Origin of the sequence: Glycomyces lechevalierae (genome assembly GCF_027622945.1) — a bacterium.
GTDB classification, from domain to species: Bacteria; Actinomycetota; Actinomycetes; order Mycobacteriales; family Micromonosporaceae; genus Glycomyces; species Glycomyces rutgersensis.
Window position 1 is genome coordinate 374,085 of record NZ_JAPZVQ010000002.1, and the last position, 22,291, is coordinate 396,375.

A 22,291-nucleotide genomic window follows, 5' to 3' on the forward strand; every position below is an offset into this window, starting at 1 on the left:
TCCTTCCGAGGACCTGATTGTTACGACGGCCGGCGCATGCCGCAGTCACCGCACCGATGCGGGATAGACGGGACAGCCGGAGACGGGCATCGAATCGGACGGACATGCCGAAACCGGCGTCCTACATCGGTCGATAACCTGGAATCCCCACCGTCCACGACCCTCACCGCGTCAAGAAGGCGTGAAGGAGGCAGCGCAAATTAATAGCTTAATGTACGCTCCGGCAACTGTCAACTTCCCCACCGGGTGGTGGGGTAAGTGGTGACGACAATCTCTCCCGCTGCCGAAGTTCCTTCCGTACATCGCTCCGAGTCCTGGTTCGCACGCGCTCCTGGACCGTCCTGCCTTCCTCCGGGCCGCCCCGCGGCGGCCCTTCTCGCGCTCCGCTCGCGGCACTGAAGCCGGCCCGGTGGGGGCGAACGTTGCGCGCGCCACGCAGTGGCGCTTGAGGAACTAGTTTGCAGGATCAAGTCACAGTTCGTCAAGTCAGGCGTCTAATTCGCCCGGATGCGCCCCTTCGGCCCCAGCGCCTGAAGCGGGGAGAACGGTGGGCGCCGAGGGGCCCGCGGGAGCGGGCGAACCGCAGCACAGCGGGCCCGCGGACGGCCGCCGGAGGCCGGCCGCGGCGGGGTCGCTCGGGCGTTGCGAAGGGCCGCACAAGCTTCGATGTCCGGGCGTGTCGCGCCCGACGCGGCCTAGCGCGCGCGAGGCCTGGGCGGGCCAGCGCGCGATCGTCCGCAAGCGAGCGTCGGCGGGCCTTGGCTCCCGCGGCCGGATCGCCGTCGGTCCCCGGAGGCGTGCCCGGGTGTCGGCGAGGCTCTGAAAGCGCCTCGGGCGGCGGCGAGGGCGGAGCCGGGTTCGGTGCGGGCACGGGACGCCTTTGCGTCGCCTGCCGCCGGTGCCGAGCGCTCGCGCGTCCCGGCGCCCGGCCGCAATGCGGCGTCCCGGCCTCGCACCTTCAGCGGCGGGCCCGTGAACGGGCTTGCCGCTTCGATCTGTTCAACGAGCCCGCGCCGGAAAGGTGACGGGGGCTCGCCGGAGCGGCGGGAAAGCGGTGGGCCAGAGGCGGGCGGATCGAGTCGGCGAGGCTTCGTCGGGGCGCTTCCCTTGCGGTGCAAGGAGGTGACGGGGGCTCGCCGGTGCGGCGGGAAAGCGGTGGGCTAGGGGCGGGCGGATCGAGTCGGCGAGGCTTTGTCGGGGCGCTTCCCTTGCGGCGCAAAGACGTGCCCTGGATACAGGGCGGCCCGGGCTGCGCCCCATCTGCGCGGCCCGGGCCTTTCTTCCCCGATAGAGAGGTGGCTTTTACTGGTCCAGCATTTCCTGGGCCTTGGTGAGGGCGTCCTTCATGTCCTGCTGCCAGGCGTAGACGTCCTCTTCGATGGCTTCGTAGGCCTTGACGTTCGCTTCGTCGTAGGCCTTCTCGGAGGCGTCGACGTAGCCGAGCTCGTCACCGCACTCGTTGAAGTCGACGGCCATCTGGATCTCGTAGGCCTTCTTGGCCTCGTAGTCCTCCGGCATGTCCTCGGGCAGCGGCGGGATCTCGGTGTCGCTGTCGCCGTAGGAGACCATGCGCTCGTCCTCGGGGACGCCGTCGTAGTAGATCTCGGTGAGGTACTCGCGCACGGGAAGGCTGTTGTACTCGGTGAAGGTGAAGCCGGAGTAGCCGCGCTCGGTGATGCAGTCGAGGTACTTGCCCTGCATGTCGAGCATGGCCTCGGTGTAGTCGTCCTCGATCTTGCCGTACATCGAGTCCTCTTCGCTCTCACCGGCGTAGGCGGGGTTCTCGGGGCGGTACTCCCAGTAGGTGTAGCTGCCGCCGCCCTCGTCCTCCCAGGTGTCCTCGACCATGCGGGGCTCGCCGTAGAGGGCCTCGATCATCTCGAGCTGGCAGCCGCCGGGCTTGGGGTCGACCCAGTCGTCCTCGTCCTCGACGCTGATCTCGCCCTCGTCCTCGACGACCTCTTCTTCCTCGGCCGCCTCTTCGAGGGCGATGGCCTCCTCTTCGGTGAGCTCCTCCTCGGACATCGACGAGGTGTACTCCTCGCGGGTGCCGTACGAGCTCTCGACGTACTCTTCGCCCTGGTAGGCGAGGTACCAGTCGTACTGCTCGTCAGGGGTGAGGGCGTCCCAGTCGGTGGTGTCGGGCTCGACGTAGTCGTCGCCGCCCTCCTCCTCTTCCCACTTCTCTTCCTGTGCGGCCCAGTAGTCTTCGGCCTCGCCGTTCTCCTGGGCCTCGGCGCTGTCGGCCCAGGCGCCGTAGCCGTACTCCTTGGCCTCGTCGGCGTCGATCAGGAATTCCTCGTGGGGGTAGCCCCACGAGAGCGTCTCCTGCTCCTCGGCCTCCCACTCCTGGAACGACCAGGGCTCGTGGACGGTGAAGCCCTGCTCCTCCAGGCAGTTCTGGACGATGCGGTATTCGGCGGAGGTCAGGTCGGCCTCGATGCGGTTGCTCTCGTTGAGCATCGCGACGAGGCGTTCCTCGGCGGACCTGTCGTCCTCGCCGCCGCCGATACCGAGCATCCCGCAGCCGGCGGTCAGCGCGAGCACTGTGGCCCCGCCGAGCCCGGCTGCCCATCTCCTTGCGGACATCGTCCATCTCCTTGAGTGCGTGGGTGTGTCTACACGCAAAGACGTGGCGGTGGTCCGGATTCGTTGCGCCCCGCGAGAATTCTTCTGAGAATTCTCTCGGAACGAAAGAAGACCGGGTCCGCACCGCCTTACGGCGGCGCGGACCCGGTCACGTACAAGGGCTGGGAGGCCCCTTCTTGCACTAGAGGCGAGGCTCGTGAGCTTCGCCCGAGCAGGTCGCGAAGTGCGCGATTACTTCAGGGTGACGGTGGCCCCGGCGCCCTCGAGGGCCTCCTTGGCCTTGTCCGCGTCTTCCTTCTTCGCGCCCTCGAGGACGGCCTTGGGGGCGCTCTCGACGAGCTCCTTGGCTTCCTTGAGGCCGAGGCCGGTCAGGCCGCGAACTTCCTTGATGACCTTGATCTTCGACTCGCCGGCCGACTCGAGAACGACATCGAACGTGTCCTTCTCGACAGCGGCCTCGGCACCGGCGGCGGGGCCGGCGGCGGCCACGGCGACGGGGGCGGCGGCGGTGACGTCGAACTTCTCTTCGAACGCCTTGACGAACTCGGAGACCTCGAGGAGGGTCATGCCCTCGAACTGCTCGAGAAGGTCTTCGGTGGAAAGCTTAGCCATGGTGGTTCCTTTCTTGAAGTCTTGGGCTGCTGGGGGTTACTCCCCGGCGGCCGCTTTCTTGTCCTGCAGCGCCGCGCCGAGTCGTGCGACCTGCCCGGCGGGGGCGGCAAGCACGGAGGCGGTCTTCTGCGCGGTGGCCTTCAGCGCGCCGGCCAGCTTGGCCAGGAGCACCTCGCGGGACTCGAGGTCGGCGAGCTTGTTGATCTCATCGACGGAGAGGGCTTTGCCCTCCATGTACCCGCCCTTGATGACCAGGGCCTCGTGCGCCTTCGCGAAGGCGCGGAGTCCCTTGGCGGCCTCGACCGGGTCACCCTTGATGAAGGTGATCGCGGTGGGGCCGACGAACAGCTCGTCCAGACCGGTGACCCCGACCTGGTTGGCAGCGCGCTTGGCGAGGGTGTTCTTGGCGACGCGGTACTGCGTCCCCTCGCCGAGGGAACGCCGGAGCTCGCGCAGCTCTGCAACGGAGAGGCCGCGGTACTCGGTGAGCACCGTGGCGGTCGCGTTGGAGAACTCGTCGGCGAGTTCGGCGATGGCGGTCGTCTTACCCGCCGGGTATTCCCTGTCAGCCATATTTCCCTCCTTTCTCGGCTGGTCAATCCAAAACCGTGCGGAGGCGACAAAAAAGGCGCCCTCGCGGACGCCATATCACTGGGACCTTCGGGCCGGAGCCCGCACCATGGTCGCTTCGAATAGTCGCCCTACGTCGGTCCCGGGTGGTTTACAACCGCGCAAGGCGGTGACCGAACGGTCTTTGGGTTGTTGGCTTTCATCGTAGCAGGGGGCATGAAGAAAGCCCCAGCGCAGGAGCCTGCGCCGGGGCCACGTCACACCTCGCGGTGCGCCTTACTTGATCTTGACCGCCTGCGGGTCGACCGGGATGCCCGGGCCCATGGTGGTGGAGATCGTCGACTTCTTGATGTACACGCCCTTGGAGCTCGAGGGCTTCAGACGCTGGACCTCTTCGAGGGCGGCGTTGTAGTTCTCGGCGAGCTGCTCGGCGGAGAAGCTGACCTTGCCGATCGGCAGGTGCAGGTTCGCGTGCTTGTCGACGCGGAACGAGATCTTGCCGGCCTTGATCTCGGTGACGGCCTTGGCGACGTCGGGAGTGACGGTGCCGGTCTTCGGGTTCGGCATGAGGCCGCGCGGGCCCAGGATCCGCGCGATCCGGCCGATCTTGGCCATCTGGTCGGGCGTCGCGACGGCGGCGTCGAAGTCGAGCCAGCCTTCGGAGATCCGCTTGACGAGCTCGTCGGAGCCGACCTCGTCGGCGCCGGCGGCGACGGCGGCCTCGGCCTTGTCGCCCTCGGCGAAGACGATGACGCGGACGGTCTTGCCCGTGCCGTGGGGCAGGGAGACGGTGCCGCGGACGAGCTGGTCGGCCTGACGCGGGTCGACGCCGAGTCGAAGGGACACTTCAACGGTGGCGTCGAACGAGGTCGGCGAGGTCTCCTTGGCGAGCCCGGTCGCCTCGGCGGGCGCGTAGAGCTGCGTGCGGTCGACCTTCTTGGCGATGTCGGTGTACTTCTTGCTGCGCTTCATGTTCCATCCTTCGGATGTCGTGGTGAGGGCGGGCGCGCGCCCTTCCACTGGGTTGTCGCCGGTACGGGACCGGCGGAGTTCTGGGGGCCTTAACCTTCGACCGTGATGCCCATGGAGCGGGCGGTGCCGGCGACGATGAGCGACGCGGCGTCGAGGTCGTTGGCGTTGAGGTCGGGGAGCTTCTTCTCCGCGATCTCGCGCACCTGGGCCGAGGTCACCTTGCCGACCTTGACGCGGTGCGGCTCGCCCGAGCCCTTGGCGACGCCGGCGGCCTTGAGCAGCAGCTTGGCGGCCGGCGGGGTCTTGAGGACGAACGTGAACGAACGGTCCTCGTACACCGTGATCTCAGCGGGGAGGACTTCGCCGCGCTGGGATTCGGTGGCCGCGTTGTAGGCCTTGCAGAACTCCATGATGTTGACGCCGTGCTGGCCGAGGGCGGGACCCACCGGCGGGGCCGGGGTGGCCTGGCCACCCGCGAGCTCCAGCTTGAACGTCACAACGGCCTTCTTGTTGGGAGCCATCGTGTCCTTCTCTTGATCCTGGGTTTGCGAAGACCGGAGCCTCCGCCTTACATGCGCGCAGGGCAGCGCCCGGCGCACAACTTCTCCAGGGTACTCGCCCAGGTGGCGGGCACTCTGAAGGAGGTATGTGAGCTGTAGCTCGTGCTACAGCTTCGAGACCTGGTTGAAGTTGAGCTCGACCGGAGTCTCGCGGCCGAAGATCGAGACGAGCACCTTGAGCTTCTGCTGCTCGGCGTTGATCTCGGCGATGGTGGCCGGCATGGAGGCGAAGGCGCCGTCCACGACGGTGACGGACTCGCCCTCGCTGAAGTCGACCTTGATGTCGACGTCGCCGCCGGAGGACTCGGCCTGGGCCTCGTCCTTGGGCTTCTGCTCCGGCGGGAGCAGCCACTGGATGACCTCGTCGAGCGGGAGCGGGCTGGGCCGGTCGGTGCGGTCGACCACGCCGACGAAGCCGGTCACGCCGGGCGTGTTGCGCACGACCGAGTAGGACTCGGGGGTCATCTCCATGCGGACGAGCACGTAGGAGGGGAAGACCTTGGCCTCCACCTTGGAGCGCTTGCCGTTCTTGATCTCCACCTCGGTGTGGGTGGGGACCTCGATCTGGTAGATGTAGTCCTCCATGTCGAAGGACTGGATCCGGTTCTCCAGGTTGGAGCGCACCCGGTTCTCGAAGCCGGCGTAGGAGTGCAGCACGTACCACTCGCCGGGCGCGAAGCGCAGTTTGGCGCGCAGCGCCTCGGCCGGGTCGACCTCGGGCTCGCCGGGCACGGCGTCCTCGTCGATCTCCGGCTCCGCGTCGACGTCCGCGACCTGTGCCGCGGCAGCCTGCGCCGCGACCTCGTTCTTCAGGGCCTCGTCGAACTCAGACACGCTCAACTCTCATTCCGGCTCGACCTCGCGCGACGGCGAGGTACTGCGACTGAACATTCTTTACGACGGTGCTCTCTGAACCGAACCGGTTTCTCGACTGAGTCCTCGGATGCGGCGATCCCCGCCTGTGAAGTCGCGCGCCGGCGGAACCGGCGCGCGTCATACCCACTAGGGTAGCCGCTCCGGACGGCGGCGCGTCTCAGGCACCGGCGAACCGGCGCAGGTCACGCAATCCACGCGCCGCCGCGAAGGGCGGGGCGGCCGTGTCGCGGGGCGGCTGCGGCCGCCCGCGGGGCGCTAGGAGTCGGCGCCGAAGGCCCGGCGCACGAGGTCGCCGAAGAGCAGGTCGAGACCGCCGATGAAGGCCATCATGATGCCGACGAAGACCAGGACGACGATCGAGTAGGTGACGAGCTGGCGGCGGGTCGGGTAGACGACCTTGCGCAACTGCTCGACGACCTCTTTGAGGAAGCGGCCCAGCTTCTTGAAGACGTTGCGCTCGGCGGTCTTCTCGCCGCGCTTGCGCGTGGGACGACCCTTTTCAGCGGTCGCGTCCGCGTCGGAGCTGCTGGTGTCGTCGGCCACGTCGGCTTCCTCCAGGGTTCATCTGATCGGGGCGGTCAGGCTTGCAGCATACCGGACTAGCGGGACGCGTCACTATCGCGGCGGCGGGCTTCGTAGGCGGCGGACAGTTCGCGCCGTCGTTCGTTCCACCGCGTCCTCATCGCGGACATCTCGGTCTTCATGAACTCCATGAACGCGGCGGTCTGAACGAGCCGGTCGCGGCCCGGTCCGGCTGGGAGCGTGTCGATCCCGACGAGGGCGGTCTGCTGGTAGCGGTCGAGGAAGTCGGAGCGGTCGAGCATGATCGAGCCCCACACGTCCTCGTCGTGAAGGCGGTAGACGTCGGCCCGGGTGGAGGCGCGGCGGCCCTTGGCGAGCAGGCTGCCGGCGAGGAGTTCGCGCACGGCCCCGGACACGGCGGCGAGGCTGATCGAGAGCCCTTCGGCGATCTCGGCGGCGGTGTAGGTCTCCGCGTCGTCCACGAGGATGTAGGTGAACACCCGCGCGGACATGCGCTGCATGCCGCTGGCGGTCAGGATGGCCGCGAACTGCTCCACGTACTCCAGCAGGGCTCTGCGCTCCTCGGTGTGCTGTTCCATCGTTCCCCTTCGACGTCCCCGACCGGATCTTGATGTTATCTTGACACGACACGACTTTCACAAATTCATGAAAGGTATGTTAGCTTGAGGGCATGAACGCAGTGATCCGCACTGAAGGCCTGGTCAAGCGCTTCGGCCACGTGACCGCCCTCGACCGTCTCGACCTTGAAGTGACACAAGGGGAGACACACGGCTTCCTCGGCCCGAACGGCGCCGGGAAGTCCACCACCATCCGCGTCCTCCTCGGGATGCTCCGCTCGGATGAAGGACGCGCCGAGCTCTTCGGCGGCGACCCGTGGAAGGACGCCGCAGAGCTCCACAAGCGCCTCGCGTACGTGCCCGGCGACGTCGCGCTCTGGCCCGGCCTGACCGGCGGCGAGACCATCGACCTCCTCGGCCGCCTGCGCGGCGGCATCGACAAGGCCAAGCGCGACGAGCTCCTCGAGCGCTTCGACCTCGACCCCCGCAAGAAGGGGCGCTCCTACTCCAAGGGCAACCGGCAGAAGGTGGCGCTCGTCGCGGCGTTCGCCGCCGACGTCGACCTGCTCCTGCTCGACGAGCCGACCTCCGGGCTCGACCCGCTCATGGGCGCGGTCTTCAACGAGTGCGTCAAGGAGGCGTCGGCGCTGGGCCGCACGGTGCTCCTCTCGAGCCACATCATGAGCGAGGTCGAGGCGCTCTGCGAGCGGGTGAGCATCATCCGCAAGGGCGTCATCGTCGAGACCGGCACGCTCGCCGAGATGCGGCACTTCTCACGCTCGCGCGTGCGCGCCACCCTCAAGAACCCGGTGCGCGGCCTCGAAGACCACGAGGGCGTGCACGACCTCAAGGTCGACGGCCTCGAGGTCGAGTGCAGCGTGGACACCGCCGCGCTGGACGACGTGCTCGCGCAGCTCGCCGTCGCCGGCGTCGCGGGGCTCACGTGCGAGCCGCCGTCGCTCGAGGAGATCTTCCTGCGCTTCTACGGCGACGAGCTCGCCGCGAGCGGCGTCCCGAACGGCGAGGAGAACGGGTCATGACCACCGCCGTCGCGGAGATCGAGGACGGCCTGGGCACGCTCGCCGGCACCGGCAAGCTGCTGCGCTTCCAGGTCCGCCGGTCCCGCATGTACCTGTTCTGGTGGATCGCCGGCATCGCCGGGTTCACCTGGATGACCGTGCCGGTCCTCGCGGACCAGTACACGACCGCCGAGGAGCGGGTGGGCTTCGCGGGCACGATGAGCTCCCCGGCGATGCTCTCCATGAGCGGCCCGATCGAGTACGTCAACGCGTACGCCGACAGCGTCGGCGCGCTGTTCACGCACCGGATGCTGCTGTGGACCGGGGCGATGACCGCGGTCATGTTCGTGCTGCTCGTCACCCGCCTCACCCGCGCCGACGAGGAGACCTCCCGCTCGGAGGTGATCCGGTCCCTGCCGATCGGCCGCCGCGCGGACCTGGCCGCGGCGCTGCTGCTCAGCACCATCGCGGCGGTCGTCCTCGGCGGGCTCCTGGCGCTCGCCTCAATGGGCCTCGAAGGCGGCGACGGCTCCAGCGCGCTCCTGTTCGGGGCCGCGCACACCGCGATCGCGCTCGTCTTCGCGAGCCTCACGGCCGTCGCGGCGCAGCTCAGCGAGAACGGCTCGGCCGCAACGGGTTACGGCCTGGGTGCGCTCGGCGTCTCGGTGCTGCTGGCGGGCGCCGGGAACGCCGAAGGCACGTGGGTCACGTGGCTCTCGCCGCTCGGCTGGTCGCAGCTCGCCTACATCTTCACGTCCGAGCAGCGCTGGTGGCCGCTCCTGATCTCGATCGCGGTCGCGATCCTCGCGGTGTGGCTGGCGTTCACGCTGGTCGCCCACCGCGACTTCGGGCAGGGCATGGTCGCGGCGCGCCGCGGCCGGGCCGAGGCGAAGGCCGGGCTCAAGAGCGCCGGCGCGCTGACGTTCCGCCTCACCCGGGGCCTTATCTGGACCGGCGTGGTCACCACGCTGCTGCTCGGCGTGGCGTACGGGTCGGTGATCGGCGGCGCGGAGGACTTCGCGGACGGGCTCTCGGAGGCCCAGCAGGAGATCCTCGACCGGGGCGGGGCGACGATCCAGTTGAGCTTCGCGGCGACGTTCGTGTCGATCAACGCGATCGTCGCGGCCCTGTTCGGCGTGCTCGTGATCGGGCGCGGCCGCAAGGAGGAGATCGTGGGCCGGGGCGAGCTGATCGCCGCCGCGCCGGTGGCCCGCTCTGGCTGGCCCGGCTCGTACCTGCCGGCGGCGCTGTTCACGGCGACGCTCACGAACATCGTCGCGGGCCTCGGGCTCGCCGCAGGCGGCGCGTCCGGCGACGGCGAGCTGGCCGGGAAGATCCTGGCGGCGACGCTGGTGCAGCTCCCCGCGGTCTGGGTGCTCATCGCGTTCGTGTTCGCGGCCTTCGCGTGGCTGCCGCGCGCGGGCTGGCTGCGGTGGCTGGCGTGGACGTGGACGCTGCTGGTCGTCTATTTCGGCGCACTGCTGGACCTGCCGGAGTGGGCGATGGCGATCTCGCCGTTCGACCACCTCGGGAACTACCCGGCCGAGGACTTCTCGTGGGCCGCGCTGTTCGTGCTCACCGGCGTGGCCGTGCTGTTCGCGGCACTCGGCTACATCGGGGCGAAACGGCGCGACCTCCAATTCAGCTAGCACCGACCATTTGAGGAAACACCCGCCGCCGATGCCGGGGACCACTGGTTCCCGGCATCGGCACTTTCGCATTCGGGTCCGGTAATGGCGCCGGAAAGGGCGCATTCGACAGGGCCCATACGACAGCCGCGACCGGAACTGTCGGACCCCCGTGATTCCCTATGGTTCCATGGGCAGCGTGTTGGACCTCCGCTATGAACTGACCGATCCGCCCGCCGATCGATTCGCTTTCGAACTCGACGCGGCGCAGCGGGCGGTGGTCGAACACGCCTCCGGGCCGCTCCTGGTCCGCGGCGGGCCGCAGACCGGCAAGACCGAGGCGCTGCTGCGGGCCGTCATCGCGAAAGTCGAAGCAGGGGTCGCGCCCGATTCGATCCTCGTGTTCGGCCTGCGCCGCCAGGACACGGCGCACCTCAGGTCGCGGCTCAACGCCGCGACCGCCGCGCATTCGGCGGCCGAAGTCGGCGTGTTCACCTTCGCCGCCTTCGCGTTCGCGCTCCTGCGCGCCTCCGCCGTGGCCGCCGGCCTCGACGAGCCGCGCCTGCTCACCGGCCCCGAGGCGGACGCGCTCATCCGGTCCATGCTCGAAGGCGAGGACTTCGGCTGGCCCGCCGGGTTCGACGAGGCGGTCAAGACGTACGCGTTCGCGCAGCAGCTCCGCGACCTCGTGCTGCGCTGCGGCGAGCGCGGTCTCTCCGCGCCCGAACTGGCCCGGCTCGGCGCCGAGCACGACCGCCCGGAATGGCAGACCGCCGCACGCTTCTACGACCGGTACGTCACCACCCTCGCCCTCCAATCGATGTCGAGCGCGCTGTACGACTCGGCCGAGATCGTGCGCGCCGCCGCGGCGGCTCTGCGCCGCGACCCCGAGCTGTTCCCCAGGCCCGCTTGGGTGTTCGTGGACGACCTGCAGGACGCGACCCCCGCGCACCTGCGCCTCCTCGAACTCCTCGCGGGGGACGGGGCGAACCTGGTCGCGGCCGGCTCGCCCGACACGGCCGTGTTCGGGTTCCAAGGCGGCGACCCCGAATCGGTGCGGGACTTCCCGTTCAGGTTCACCTCGCGCGACGGCGCCGAAGCGCCCGCGGTGCAGCTCGACGACACCCACGACACCGCGCTCGCGCCCCTCGCCGCCACCACGACGCTCTCGCGGCGGCTGCGCGGCCACGACCGGGACCGCAAGCGCGGCACCGCCTCCGAGGAGACCGGCCGGGTCGACGTGGTCTACCTGCCGTCCCCCACGAGGGAGGCCGTGTACCTCGCCGACGTCGCGCGCCGCTCGCACCTGCTCGACGGGGTTCCCTACGGGGACATGGCGGTCGTCGTCAAATCGGCCTCCGAGATCCCGCGCCTGCGCCGGGCCATGCAGCACGCGGGCGTCCCGACCCGGCAGGCCGCCGACGACGTGCCGCTCCCCGCGCACCCCACGGTGCGCAACCTCCTGCACCTAGTGCTCGTCGGGCGCGGGCGCGAACGCCTCGACGAGTCCAACGCGGCCGGGCTCCTGCACTCGGCGTACGGCGGCGCGGACCCGTTCGAGGAGCGGCGGCTGCGCCAGGAGCTGCGGCGGCTCGCCGTCGCCGCGGACAACTTCTCCCCCGGCGCGGACCTCCTCGTCGAGACCCTGCGCGACCCCGAGCGGACCGCCGCGCTGCCTGAGGAGGACTGGGCCGAACCCGCGCGGCGGCTCGGCGCGCTCTTCACGGCCGCAAGGGAAGGCACCGGTCTCAGCGGCACGCTGTGGGCGGTGTGGGAGGCCTCCGCGATGAGCGAGCGGCTGCGGCGGCGCGCGCTCTCGGGCGACCGGCGGGCGCAGCGCGCCGACGCCGAGCTCGACGCCGTCATCGCCCTGTTCGACCTCGCCGCCGACTACGAGAAGAAGCAGCCCGGCGCGGGCGTCGAGGTGTTCTGCGAGCACGTGCTCCACCAGCAGCTCCCCGGCGACTTCCTCTCCGCGCGAGCGGAACTCGGGGACGCGGTCACGCTCGCGACCGCCCACGCCGCGCACGGTCGCCGCTGGGAGTTCGTCATCGTCGCCGGCGCGCAGGAGGGCGCCTGGCCGAACCTGCGCCCGCGCGGTTCGCTCCTCGGCGCCGAAGCGCTCGTCGACGTCATCGACGGCCGCGCCGACGTCGACCAGGTCGCGCAACTCCTCGACGAGGAGCGGCGGCTGTTCTACAACGCCTGCACCCGCGCCCGCGCGCGGCTGCTCGTCACCGCCGTCGATTCCGAAGAGGCGCAACCGAGCCGCTTCAGCGCCGAACTCGGCGTCGAGCCGACCGCCGCGCCCCGCCGGGGCCGGCCCCTGAGCCTCGCGGCGCTCACCGCGCGGCTGCGCGAAGCCGTCGTCGACTCCGGGCACGCCGAACGCGACGCGGCCGCCGCCGCGCTCCGCCGCCTCGCCGAGTCCGGCGTGCCCGGCGCGGACCCGGCCCGGTGGTGGGGCCTCGCCACGGTCTCCGACGAGCGCGCGCTCGCGCTCGCGGGCGAGACCATCCGCATCTCACCGTCCCAAGTGGAGAAGACCCAGCAGTGCGGGCTGCGGTGGGTCCTCGAATCCCACGGCGGCGACTCCGGCGACCTCCTCCCCCGCCACCTCGGCACCCTCCTCCACGCCGCCGCCGAAGCCGTCACCGTCGACCCGGCGGCCGATCCGAAGGCTGTGATGGAGCAGGTCGTGGGCGAGCACTTCGACCGGCTCCCGTTCGAGGCCCCCTGGCACGCCGAGCAGCAGCGCCAGCGCGTCTCCGGCGCGGTGGAGCGCTTCGCGAAGTGGTTGAGCGCCAACCGGAGGGAGCTCATCGGGGCGGAGCGGTCCTTCCGGCTCAAGCTCGAGGTCGGGCCCCCCGGGGTCGAGGTCGTCATGTCCGGCCAGATCGACCGGCTCGAGCGCGACGCGGCGGGCCGCCTCTACGTGGTCGACCTCAAGACTGGCAAGAGCGCCGTGAGCAAGGCGGACGCGCAGACGAATCCGCAGTTGGGGATCTACCAGCTCGCGATCGCCGAGGGCGCGTTCGCGGAGGGCGCCGAGCCGGGCGGGGCGGAGCTCGTGTACCCGAACGCGAAGGGCGCCACGGCCGTCGCCCGCCAGCAGGGGCCGCTCGGCGAGCACGAGAACCCGGACTGGGCGCGAGAGCTCGCCGGGGACACGGCAGTGCGCATGGCGGGGTCGGTGTTCGAGGCCCGCAACACCAGCAAGTGCGAGACGTGCTCGGTCAAGCGGTGCTGCCCGATCGCGGACGAGGGACGGCAGGTCACGGATGAGTGAAGCGCAGTGAATGAGATCCAGTCGAACGACGCCCAGGTCAGCAGGCCGCAGCGGTACACGGCCGTCGGTCTCGCGAACCGCCTCGGCACTCCCACCCCGACCCCCGAGCAGGCCGCCGTCATCGAGGCCGGGCGGGACCCGATGCTCGTCGTCGCGGGCGCGGGTTCCGGGAAGACGACCACGATGGCCGACCGCGTCGTGTGGCTCATCGCCAACCGGGTCGCCCGGCCCGAGCACATCCTCGGCCTCACCTTCACCCGCAAGGCCGCCGCGGAGCTCGCCGCCCGCGTGCGCGACAAGCTCCGGCGCCTCACCGAGTCGATCCCCGAACTCGCCGACCTCCACGGCGAACCCACCGTGTCCACGTACAACGCGTACGCGGGCGGGCTCGTCGCCGAGCACGGCCTGCGCATCGGCATCGAGCCGGGCACGCGCGTCATCACCGATACCGGCCGCTGGCAGATCGCGCGGGACCTGGTGTGCGCGTGGGACGGGCCGATGAGCGAGTTCGACGTGGGCGTGGACAAAGTGACGGAGCAGGTCCTGCAGCTCGCGGGGCAGCTCGCCGAGCACCTGCGCGACGGCGACGACCTGCGGGCGTTCGACCGCGCGCTCGCCGAGGCCCTCGCGGAACGCCAGGGCAGCAAGCTCAACGACCAGTTCCGGGCGTTGATGTCGTTGCGGCTCAAGCGCGAGCAGCTGCTGCCGCTCGTCGAGTCCTGGGACCGGCGCAAGCGCGAGCTCGGGGTCATGGACTTCGCCGACCAGCTCTCGCTCGCCGCGCAGCTCGTGGCGGGCGCGCCCGAGATCATCAAGTCCGAGCGCGAGCGCTGGCGGGTCGTGCTCCTGGACGAGTACCAGGACACCTCGTTCTCCCAGGTCGCGCTGTTGCGCGACCTGTTCGGCGGCGGTCACCCCGTCACTGCCGTGGGCGACCCGAACCAGTCCATCTACTCGTGGCGTGGTGCCTCCGCGGGAACGCTGCTGCGCTTCCCGACGGACTTCCCCACGCCCGCAGGGCTTCCCGCGACCCGGGTCGAGCTCACCAAGTCCTGGCGGAACCGGGCCGAGATCCTGGCCGTCGCCAACCAGGTCTCCGAGCCGCTGCGCGCCGGGGACATCCGCCCGCTCGAAGCGGGCGTCGACGGACCGGGGCTCGTGCGCGCCGCCATGCACCTCACCGTGACGGACGAGGCCGACTGGCTCGCAGCCAACCTCGCCGTGATCCGCAGTTCGATCGAGGACCAGCGCCGCGCCGAGCAGGGGGACGCGGCGAAACCGGTCGAGGCGGCCGTGCTCGTGCGCAAGCGCCGCCAGATACCGGCCCTCCACCGCGCGCTGACCGCCGCCGGGCTGCCCGTCGAGGTCGTCGGCTCGCTCGGGCTGCTCTTCCATCCTGAAGTGGCCGAAGCGGTCGCGATGCTCCGCGCCGCCGCCGACCCTACCGACGGGCCGTCGCTCATGCGGCTCCTCGCCGGGAACCGTTGGCGCATCGGCCCGCGCGACATCGCCGGGCTCTGGGCCCGCGCCCGCGAGCTCGCGCCGGACACGCGCGGGTTCGAACCGGACGCGGGACGCGAGGCCGAGGCGTCCTTGGCGGACGCGTTGGCCGATCCGGGTCCGGCGGAACGGTACTCGCCGGTGGGCTACCTGCGGTTCGCGCAGTTGCACGAGGAGCTGGGCTGGATCCGCGGGCGGCTGGGGCAGAGCCTGCCGGACGTGGTGGGCGACGTGATCGCGCATTCGGGGCTCGACGTCGAGGTGATGCTGCACCACGGGGACCTCTCGAACCTCGATGAGTTCGTGGACATCGCGGCGGCGTACGAGAACGACACGAGCGGCGCGAGCATCCCCGGGTTCCTGTCCTATCTGGAGACCGCGGCGGAGCGCGAACGTGGTTTGACCGTGGAGGGCGCGTCCCCGGCGGGCGGGGTCGTGCAGCTCCTCACGGTGCACGCGGCTAAGGGCCTCGAGTGGGACGTGGTCGCGGTGCCGGGCCTGTGCGAGGGGATCCTGCCGGGCAAGGTGAAGGGCGACCAGACGTGGGTGAGCGATGCGGCGCGGCTGCCGTACCCGCTGCGCGGCGACGCCGAGAACCTGCCGGTCCTGTACCTCGACGACGCGACGGTGCCTTCGGAGGTCAAAGGGGCCGTTGAGGATTTCAAGCGCGACGACGAGGAGGCGCGGCTCGAGGAGGAGCGGCGGCTCGCGTACGTGGCACTGACGCGGGCGCGGCAGGCGCTGCTCGCGAGCGGCTACTGGTGGGAGGCCGAGCGGCGCCAGCCGCGCAAGCCGGCCCCGTACTTGAACGAGGCCGTGGCGGCGGGCGCGCAGGCGACGGTGTGGGCGGACTCGGGCCCGTCGAACCCGCTCGAGGAGGACGCCCGCACGGTCGAGTGGCCGAGCAAGGCGCCCTTGGGTTCCCGCCAGGAGGCGTTCGCCGAAGCGGCCGACCTGGTGCTGGCCGGCACCGACGACGCGGTGGGCGAAGGCCCGCAGGCGCGGGCGTGGCAGGACGAGGCCGTGCTGCTCCTCGCCGAACGCGCCGAGCGCGAGTCCGGCGTGGTCAAGCTCCCCCGTCCGAAGCGGCTCTCCACCTCGCAGCTCATGGCGATGCGCGAGGACGAGGAGCGGTTCGCGGCCGAGCGCCGCCGACCGATGCCGGTCCCGCCGCGCCCGGCAACTCAGCGCGGCACGGAGTTCCACGCCTGGGTGGAGGAGTTCTTCGGCGGCGGCACCCTCTTCGATCCGGCCGACCTCCCCGGCGCGGCCGACCCGGTCGGCCCGGACGCCGACCTCGACCGCCTGAAGGAGGCCTTCCGAAACTCGGTCTGGGCCGGGCGCCGCATCGCGGCCCAGGAGGTCCCGTTCGTCATCGACTACGAGGGCACCGTGGTCCGCGGCCGCATCGACGCGATCTTCTACCGCGACGGCGGCGGCTACGACATCGTCGACTGGAAGACCGGCCGCCCCCCGCAGGGCGACGCCGCCCGCCACGCGGCCCTCCAACTCAGGGTCTACCGAAAGGCCTGGGCCCGCCTCCAGAACATCGACGAGTCCCAGATCCGCACGGCCTTCCACTACATAGCCGCCGACCACACCTGGTGGCCCGACGAATGAGGAAGGCCCGGACGCCGAAAGCGTCCGGGCCTTCCTTGTTGCGGTGCCTACTGCTTGGTGACGGCGGCCTTGACGGTGGTCTCTCCGGCCTCACCGCTGGTGGCGGTGTCGGGGAGGGCGCCGAAGGCGAGGTCCAGGGCCAGGGTCTCGGCTTGGACGAAGTCGCGGTGGACTTCGATCGCGGCCTTGACGTCGTCTGCGGCGTCGAGGACGACCGCGACACGGTCGGTGACGTCGAGGCCGGCGTCCTTGCGGGCCTGCTGGATCACCCGGACGACGTCGCGGGCCAGGCCCTCGGCGGCGAGCTCGGGGGTGACCTCGGTGTCGAGGACGATGACGCCGGCGTCGTTCGGCAGGGCCTCGGTGTGCTCGGCGTCGACCGCGACCATGGTCAGCTCGAACTCGCCGTCCTCCAGGACGACGCCGCCCGCGGTGACCGTGCCGTCGGCGACGGACCAGTCCCCGGCCTTGACGGCCTTGATGACCCGCTGCACGTCCTTGCCGAGGCGGGGCCCGAGCACGCGCGGGACCAGCTTCAGGTCGGACTTCGAGTAGGCGCTCACGTCGGAGTCGAACTCGACGGCTTTGACGTTGAGCTCGTCCTTGAGCAGGTCCGCGAACGGCGCGAGCCGTTCGGCGTGCCCGGTCGCGACGGTGAGCTTCGCCAGCGGCAGGCGCACGCGGAGCTTGCGGGCCTTGCGCATGAACAGGCCGACCGAGGCGATCTCGCGCACCGTGTCCATGGCCTCGACCAGGGCGTGGTCGGCGGGCAGCTCGGCGGCGTCCGGCCAGTCGGCGAGGTGCACGGAGCGGCCGCCGGTGAGACCCTTCCAGATGTCCTCGGTGATGAGCGGCAGGAGCGGCGCGGCCACCTCGCACGCGGTCTTCAATGCGGTTGCGAGCGTGGCGAACCCGTCCTCGTCGCCCTCCCAGAACCGGTCGCGCGAGCGGCGCACGTACCAGTTCGTGAGGGACTCCAGGTAGGAGCGGAACGCGGCGGTCGCGCCCGCGAGGTCGTAGTCGTCCATCATCGCGGTCATCGACTCGACCAGTTCCCGCGTCTTCGCCAGCAGGTACCTGTCGAGGCGGTGCTCGCTCGCCAGCGCGGTCGCCCGCGCCTGCTCCGGGTTCGCCTCATAGCCGGCCGCGCCCGCGTAGAGCGTGTAGAAGTACCACACGTTCCACAGTGGGAGGACGATCTGGCGGACGGCGTCGCGGAAGCCGTTCTCGGTCACCGGCATGTCGCCGCCGCGCAGGACGGGCGAGGACATGAGGAACCAGCGCACGGCGTCGGAGCCGTAGGACTCGAAGGACTCGCGCACGTCCGGGTAGTTGTTGAGCGACTTGGACATCTTCTGCCCGTCCTCGCCCAGCAGGGTGCCGTGGACGACGGCGGTGCGGAACGCGGGCCGGTCGAACAGGGCCGTCGCGAGGACGTGCAGCGTGTAGAACCAGCCGCGGGTCTGCGCGGTGTACTCGACGATGAAGTCGCCCGGGTAGTGGTGCTCGAACCAGTCGGCGTTCTCGAACGGGTAGTGGACCTGCGCGAACGGCATGGAGCCCGATTCGAACCAGCAGTCGAGGACTTCGGGGACGCGGCGCATCATGGACCGGCCCGTGGGGTCGTCCGGGTTGGGCCGCACCAGGTTGTCGATGACCGGGCGGTGGAGGTCGGTGACCTCGACGCCGAAGTCGCGCTGCAGCTCTTCGAGGGAGCCGTAGACGTCGATGCGCGGGTGTTCGGGGTCGTCGCTGGTCCAGACCGGGATCGGCGAGCCCCAGAAGCGGTTGCGGCTGATGTTCCAGTCGCGGGCGTTGGCGAGCCACTTGCCGAACTGGCCGTCCTGGATGTGGCCGGGGGTCCAGTCGATCTGCTGGTTGAGTTCGACCATGCGGTCGCGGAAGCGGGTGACGGCGACGAACCACGCGGAGAGGGCGCGCTGGATCAGCGGGGAGCCGCAGCGCCAGCAGTGCGGGTAGTTGTGGTTGTACGTGTCGTGGCGCAGGAGCCGCTGGGTGTCCTTGAGGTCCTTGATGATGAGCTTGTTGGCCTCGAAGACGTGGACGCCGGCGTAGGGCGGCACTTCGTCGGTGAACTTGCCGGAGTCGTCGACGGGGACGACCGGTTCGATGCCGACGGCGTCGGTGACGAGTTTGTCCTCTTCACCGAAGGCGGGGGCGATGTGGACGATGCCGGTGCCGTCTTCGGTGGTGACGTAGTCGGCGGTGAGGACCTGGTGGGCGTTCTCGCGGCCGGTGAAGAAGTCGAACGGCGGGTTGTAGCGCAGCCCGACGAGGTCGGCGCCTTTGTAGCGGCCGACGACGTCGGCCTCGTCGCCGAGTTCGCGGGCGTACGCGGCGAGGCGGGCCTCGGCGAGCACGTAGCGGGAGCCTTCGGTGGCGACGACGACGTAGTCGACGTCGGGGTGGACGGCGGCGGCGAGGTTGGACGGGAGCGTCCAGGGCGTGGTGGTCCAGACGAGGAGCTTCGCGCCTTGGAGCGGGCCTTCGCTGGTGACGTCGAGGCCGACGGTGACGGCCGGGTCCTGGCGGTCCCGGTAGGTGTCGTCCATCTTCGTCTCGGTGGCGGCCAGCGGCGTCTCGCAGCGCCAGCAGTACCAGAGCACGCGGTAGCCCTCGTAGATGAGGCCCTTGTCGTAGAGGGTCTTGAAGGCCCACATGACGCTCTCCATGTAGGAGAGGTCGAGGGTCTTGTAGTCGTTCTCGAAGTCGACCCAGCGGGCCTGGCGGGTGACGTAGTCGACCCATTCGCCGGTGAACTGGAGGACGGAGGCCTTGGCGGCGGCGTTGAAGCGGTCGACGCCGTACGCCTCGATGTCGGCCTTGGACTTGAGGCCGAGTTCCTTCTCAGTGGTGACCTCGGCGGGCATGCCGTGGGTGTCCCAGCCGAAGCGGCGTTCGACGCGCTTGCCGCGCATGGTCTGGTAGCGCGGGACGATGTCCTTGACGTAACCGGTGAGGAGGTGGCCGTAGTGGGGCAGGCCGTTGGCGAAGGGGGGGCCGTCGTAGAAGACGAACTCGTTCGCGCCGTTCTCCCCCGCTTCGCGGGCGTCGATGGAGGCGGCGAAGGTGTCGTCCTTGGTCCAGAAGTCGAGCACGCGGCGCTCGACCTCCGGGAGGTTCGGGCTCGCGGGTACGCCCCGTGCGGGGTCGTCGAGTGGATAGGCCATGGGACCGGTGTCTCCTCACACACACCTTGCGGACGTTCGGTGTGCGAGGACGAGTGCCGGCTTTTGAGGGCCTGACCCGCGGTACCACCTCGCTTGGCGCCCCTGCTTCTGGTGAAACCGGTGCGCCCGCTTCGTTCGGCGGCGGTGACGGGCCGCGTCCGTCCGGTTCTACTGCGGCTCCACAGATTGACGGCTTCGCATGCTCAGCCCAGGTGGTGACCGGTTCTTCCGGAAGCTCGCCGGTGATGGCCGGGTCGACGCTGTTGTCCGCAAGTGTAGCGCCGCGCCCCGCGGGGTTCGCGAGCGAATTGCGCGCGTCGCCGCAGCGCACCGGCGGTCGTCCCACTGACCGGGCATGTAGTATTCGGCCTGTGAGAATCCACGCACGCAACTGGTGGTGGCGTCGCTGAGGCGGCGTCCCTGCTTTTGCGTGCAAGAAGCAAGCGACCGTCTCGAAGGCGGTCGCTTCGTCGTATCCGGGGTCGGCCGCCTCGAGTCGGGACCTGTGACCCATTGAGAGGGCCGATGACCAAGTTTCTGACACCCGCCGGAGTGACGGTCGAGCGTCGCGTGAGCGAGCTCGACGACCCCGACCTGACGCCGATCGTCGCGCAGGTCGAGACGCGCCGCGGCGGGGTGCTGTCGAGCGGCATGGAGTACCCGGGCCGCTATTCGCGCTACCACCTCGCCTATGTCGACCCGTCCCTCGAGGTCGTGGCGCGCGGGCGCACGGTGACGGTGCGGCAGTTGAACGCGCGGGGGTTCCTGCTCGTGGACGTGCTCGCGGATGCGCTGACCGCTTCGGGGGTCGGCGAGGTGACGCGGTGCGACCGCGAGGTGCACGTGGTGGTGCCGACGCCGACCGAGCGTGTGCCGGAGGAGCTGCGGTCGAAGCTGCCGACGGCGTTCTCGGCGCTGCGGGTGGTGCTCGACGCGCTCAAGTGCGACGACCCGTACCTGGGGCTGTGGGGCGCCTTCGGGTACGACCTGGCCTACCAGTTCGAGCCGATCCCGTTCGCGAAGGAGCGACCGGCGGACGCCCGTGACCTGGTGCTGCACCTGGCGGATGAGATCTACGTGGTCGACCGCAAGCGCGAGACCGCGCAGGTGCGCCGCTACGACTTCTCGTTCGGCGGGCGCTCCACGAAGGGGCTGTCTCGCGAGACCGAGTCGCTGGACTACGTGCCGGCCGAGTCGGTGCCGGACGGTCCGGTGCCCGGCGTGTACGCGGACACGGTGCGGCGCGCGCGGCAGGAGTTCAAGGCGGGCAACCTGTTCGAGGTCGTGCCGGGCCATGAGATGTACGCGGCGTGCGATTCGCCCACGGCGTTCTACGAGCGGCTGCGCACGGCGAACCCGGCGCCGTACGAGTTCCTGTTCAACCTGGGCGACCGCGAGTATCTGGTGGGCGCTTCGCCGGAGATGTTCGTGCGGGTCACGGGCGACCGGGTGGAGACCTGCCCGATCTCGGGGACGATCGCGCGCGGGGACGACCCGATGCACGACGCCACGCAGATCGCCGCGCTCATCGGCTCCGCGAAGGAGGAGTCGGAGCTGACGATGTGCACCGACGTGGACCGCAACGACAAGGCGCGCGTGTGCGTGCCCGGTTCGGTGAAGGTGCTGGGGCGCAGGCAGATCGAGATGTACTCGCGGCTGATCCACACCGTCGACCACATCGAGGGGCGGCTGCGCGAGGGCATGGACGCGCTCGACGCGTTCCTGACGCACATGTGGGCGGTGACGGTGACGGGCGCGCCCAAGACGTGGGCGATGCGGTTCATCGAGGAGCAGGAGACGACGCCGCGGCGCTGGTACGGCGGCGCGGTGGGCTTCGTCGGGTTCGACGGGACGATGAACACCGGGCTGACGCTGCGCACGGCGCAGATCCGCGACGGTGTGGCGTGCGTGCGCGCGGGCGCGACCCTGCTGTACGACTCCGACCCCGACGCCGAAGAGGCCGAGACCCACTTGAAGGCGCGGGCGCTGCTGGAGACCGCCGCGGGCGGGATCGGCGCGGCCGCGGTGGTGCCCGAGCCGATCGAGGTCGCGGGCGGCCCGGCCGGCGACGGCCGCAAGGTGCTGCTGGTGGACCACGAGGACTCGTTCGTGAACACCCTCGGCGACTACTTCCGGCAGCACGGCTGCGAGGTCACGACCCTGCGGTTCGGTTTCGACGCCGCCAAGGTCCTGGCCGAGGAGGCCCCCGACCTCGTGGTGCTCTCGCCCGGTCCGGGCCGGCCGCAGGACTTCGACACGGCCGGGCTGCTCGACGAGATCGAGCGGCAGGGCCTGCCGGCGTTCGGCGTGTGCCTCGGCCTGCAGGCGATGATCGAGCACGCGGGCGGGACCCTCTCGCTGCTGGACGAGCCGAGCCACGGCAAGCCGGGGAACGTGAAGGTACTGGGCTCTCCAAACCAGAGCGGGTGCCTGTTCGACGGGCTGCCCGACGAGGTCGTCGCGGCCCGCTACCACTCCCTGTACGCCACGCCCGACGAGGTGAAGGGCGGCTTCGCGCCGACCGCGGCGATCGACGAGGTCGTCATGGCGATCGAGGCGCCGGCCAAGCGCTGGTTCGCCGTGCAGTTCCACCCCGAGTCGATCCTGACCGCGGCGGGCGCGCACGGGCACCGGATCATCGGCAACGTGCTGCGGCTGACGGCTTAGACGACGCGGAAGGGGCCGGGGGGGGGCGGGGCGGCCCCCCCCCGGGCGGGGGGGGGGGGGGGGGGGGGGGGGGGCGGGGGGGGGCCCCCCGGGGGGGG

The 22,291-nt window shown here is 70.4% G+C and carries 14 protein-coding genes; 5 read left to right on the plus strand and 9 right to left on the minus strand.

What is annotated here, in order from left to right; all coding sequences use genetic code 11:
• Positions 1-1,302 precede the first annotated feature (1,302 nt).
• From O2L01_RS05400 to O2L01_RS05435, 8 genes are all read right to left on the minus strand, one after another.
• Positions 1,303-2,589 (minus strand): hypothetical protein, encoded by a 1,287-nt coding sequence (locus O2L01_RS05400; RefSeq protein ID WP_270120858.1) that lies wholly within the window; start codon positions 2,587-2,589, stop codon positions 1,303-1,305.
• Positions 2,590-2,820: 231 nt separating this feature from the next.
• Positions 2,821-3,201: a 50S ribosomal protein L7/L12 gene (gene rplL, locus O2L01_RS05405; RefSeq protein ID WP_270120859.1), complete on the minus strand. Its 381-nt coding sequence runs from the start codon at positions 3,199-3,201 to the stop codon at positions 2,821-2,823.
• Between the two features lie 36 nt (positions 3,202-3,237).
• On the minus strand, positions 3,238-3,774 hold the full coding sequence (gene rplJ, locus O2L01_RS05410; RefSeq protein ID WP_270120860.1) for a 50S ribosomal protein L10: 537 nt from the start codon (positions 3,772-3,774) through the stop codon (positions 3,238-3,240).
• Positions 3,775-4,047: 273 nt separating this feature from the next.
• Positions 4,048-4,743 carry a 50S ribosomal protein L1 gene (rplA, locus tag O2L01_RS05415; protein WP_270120861.1) on the minus strand — a complete coding sequence of 232 codons (696 nt, stop codon included), beginning with the start codon at positions 4,741-4,743 and terminating at the stop codon, positions 4,048-4,050.
• 89 nt (positions 4,744-4,832) lie between these two features.
• A complete protein-coding gene (rplK, locus tag O2L01_RS05420) occupies positions 4,833-5,264 on the minus strand; it encodes a 50S ribosomal protein L11 (RefSeq protein ID WP_112138175.1) in 432 nt (143 codons plus the stop codon).
• A 144-nt stretch (positions 5,265-5,408) separates the two neighbouring features.
• A complete protein-coding gene (nusG, locus tag O2L01_RS05425; RefSeq protein WP_270120862.1) occupies positions 5,409-6,137 on the minus strand; it encodes a transcription termination/antitermination protein NusG in 729 nt (242 codons plus the stop codon).
• A gap of 297 nt (positions 6,138-6,434) precedes the next feature.
• Positions 6,435-6,722: a preprotein translocase subunit SecE gene (gene secE, locus O2L01_RS05430; RefSeq protein ID WP_270120863.1), complete on the minus strand. Its 288-nt coding sequence runs from the start codon at positions 6,720-6,722 to the stop codon at positions 6,435-6,437.
• Positions 6,723-6,778: 56 nt separating this feature from the next.
• Complete coding sequence (locus O2L01_RS05435; protein WP_270120864.1) at positions 6,779-7,300, minus strand: GbsR/MarR family transcriptional regulator; 522 nt, start codon at positions 7,298-7,300, stop codon at positions 6,779-6,781.
• Positions 7,301-7,392: 92 nt separating this feature from the next.
• On the opposite strand from O2L01_RS05435, the gene O2L01_RS05440 reads away from it, so the two are divergent.
• The 4 genes from O2L01_RS05440 (at position 7,393) to O2L01_RS05455 (ending at position 16,335) form a co-directional block, all read left to right on the plus strand.
• Positions 7,393-8,319, plus strand: a complete 927-nt coding sequence (locus O2L01_RS05440; RefSeq protein WP_270120865.1) for an ABC transporter ATP-binding protein — start codon at positions 7,393-7,395, stop codon at positions 8,317-8,319.
• Entirely contained in the window at positions 8,316-9,947 is a 1,632-nt protein-coding gene (locus O2L01_RS05445) for an ABC transporter permease (RefSeq protein WP_270120866.1), read from the plus strand. Before O2L01_RS05440 ends, O2L01_RS05445 begins: the two co-directional genes overlap by 4 nt.
• A 169-nt stretch (positions 9,948-10,116) precedes the next feature.
• A complete protein-coding gene (locus O2L01_RS05450; protein ID WP_270120867.1) occupies positions 10,117-13,215 on the plus strand; it encodes an ATP-dependent DNA helicase in 3,099 nt (1,032 codons plus the stop codon).
• A 6-nt stretch (positions 13,216-13,221) separates the two neighbouring features.
• On the plus strand, positions 13,222-16,335 hold the full coding sequence (locus O2L01_RS05455; protein WP_270120868.1) for a UvrD-helicase domain-containing protein: 3,114 nt from the start codon (positions 13,222-13,224) through the stop codon (positions 16,333-16,335).
• 47 nt (positions 16,336-16,382) lie between these two features.
• On the opposite strand, the gene ileS is transcribed toward O2L01_RS05455, so the two are convergent.
• Positions 16,383-19,526, minus strand: coding sequence for an isoleucine--tRNA ligase (gene ileS / locus O2L01_RS05460; RefSeq protein WP_270120870.1), 3,144 nt, complete (start codon positions 19,524-19,526; stop codon positions 16,383-16,385).
• A 525-nt stretch (positions 19,527-20,051) separates the two neighbouring features.
• Between ileS and O2L01_RS05465 the strand changes: the two genes are divergently transcribed.
• Entirely contained in the window at positions 20,052-22,193 is a 2,142-nt protein-coding gene (locus O2L01_RS05465; RefSeq protein ID WP_270120871.1) for an anthranilate synthase component I, read from the plus strand.
• The last annotated feature ends 98 nt before the right edge of the window (positions 22,194-22,291 follow it).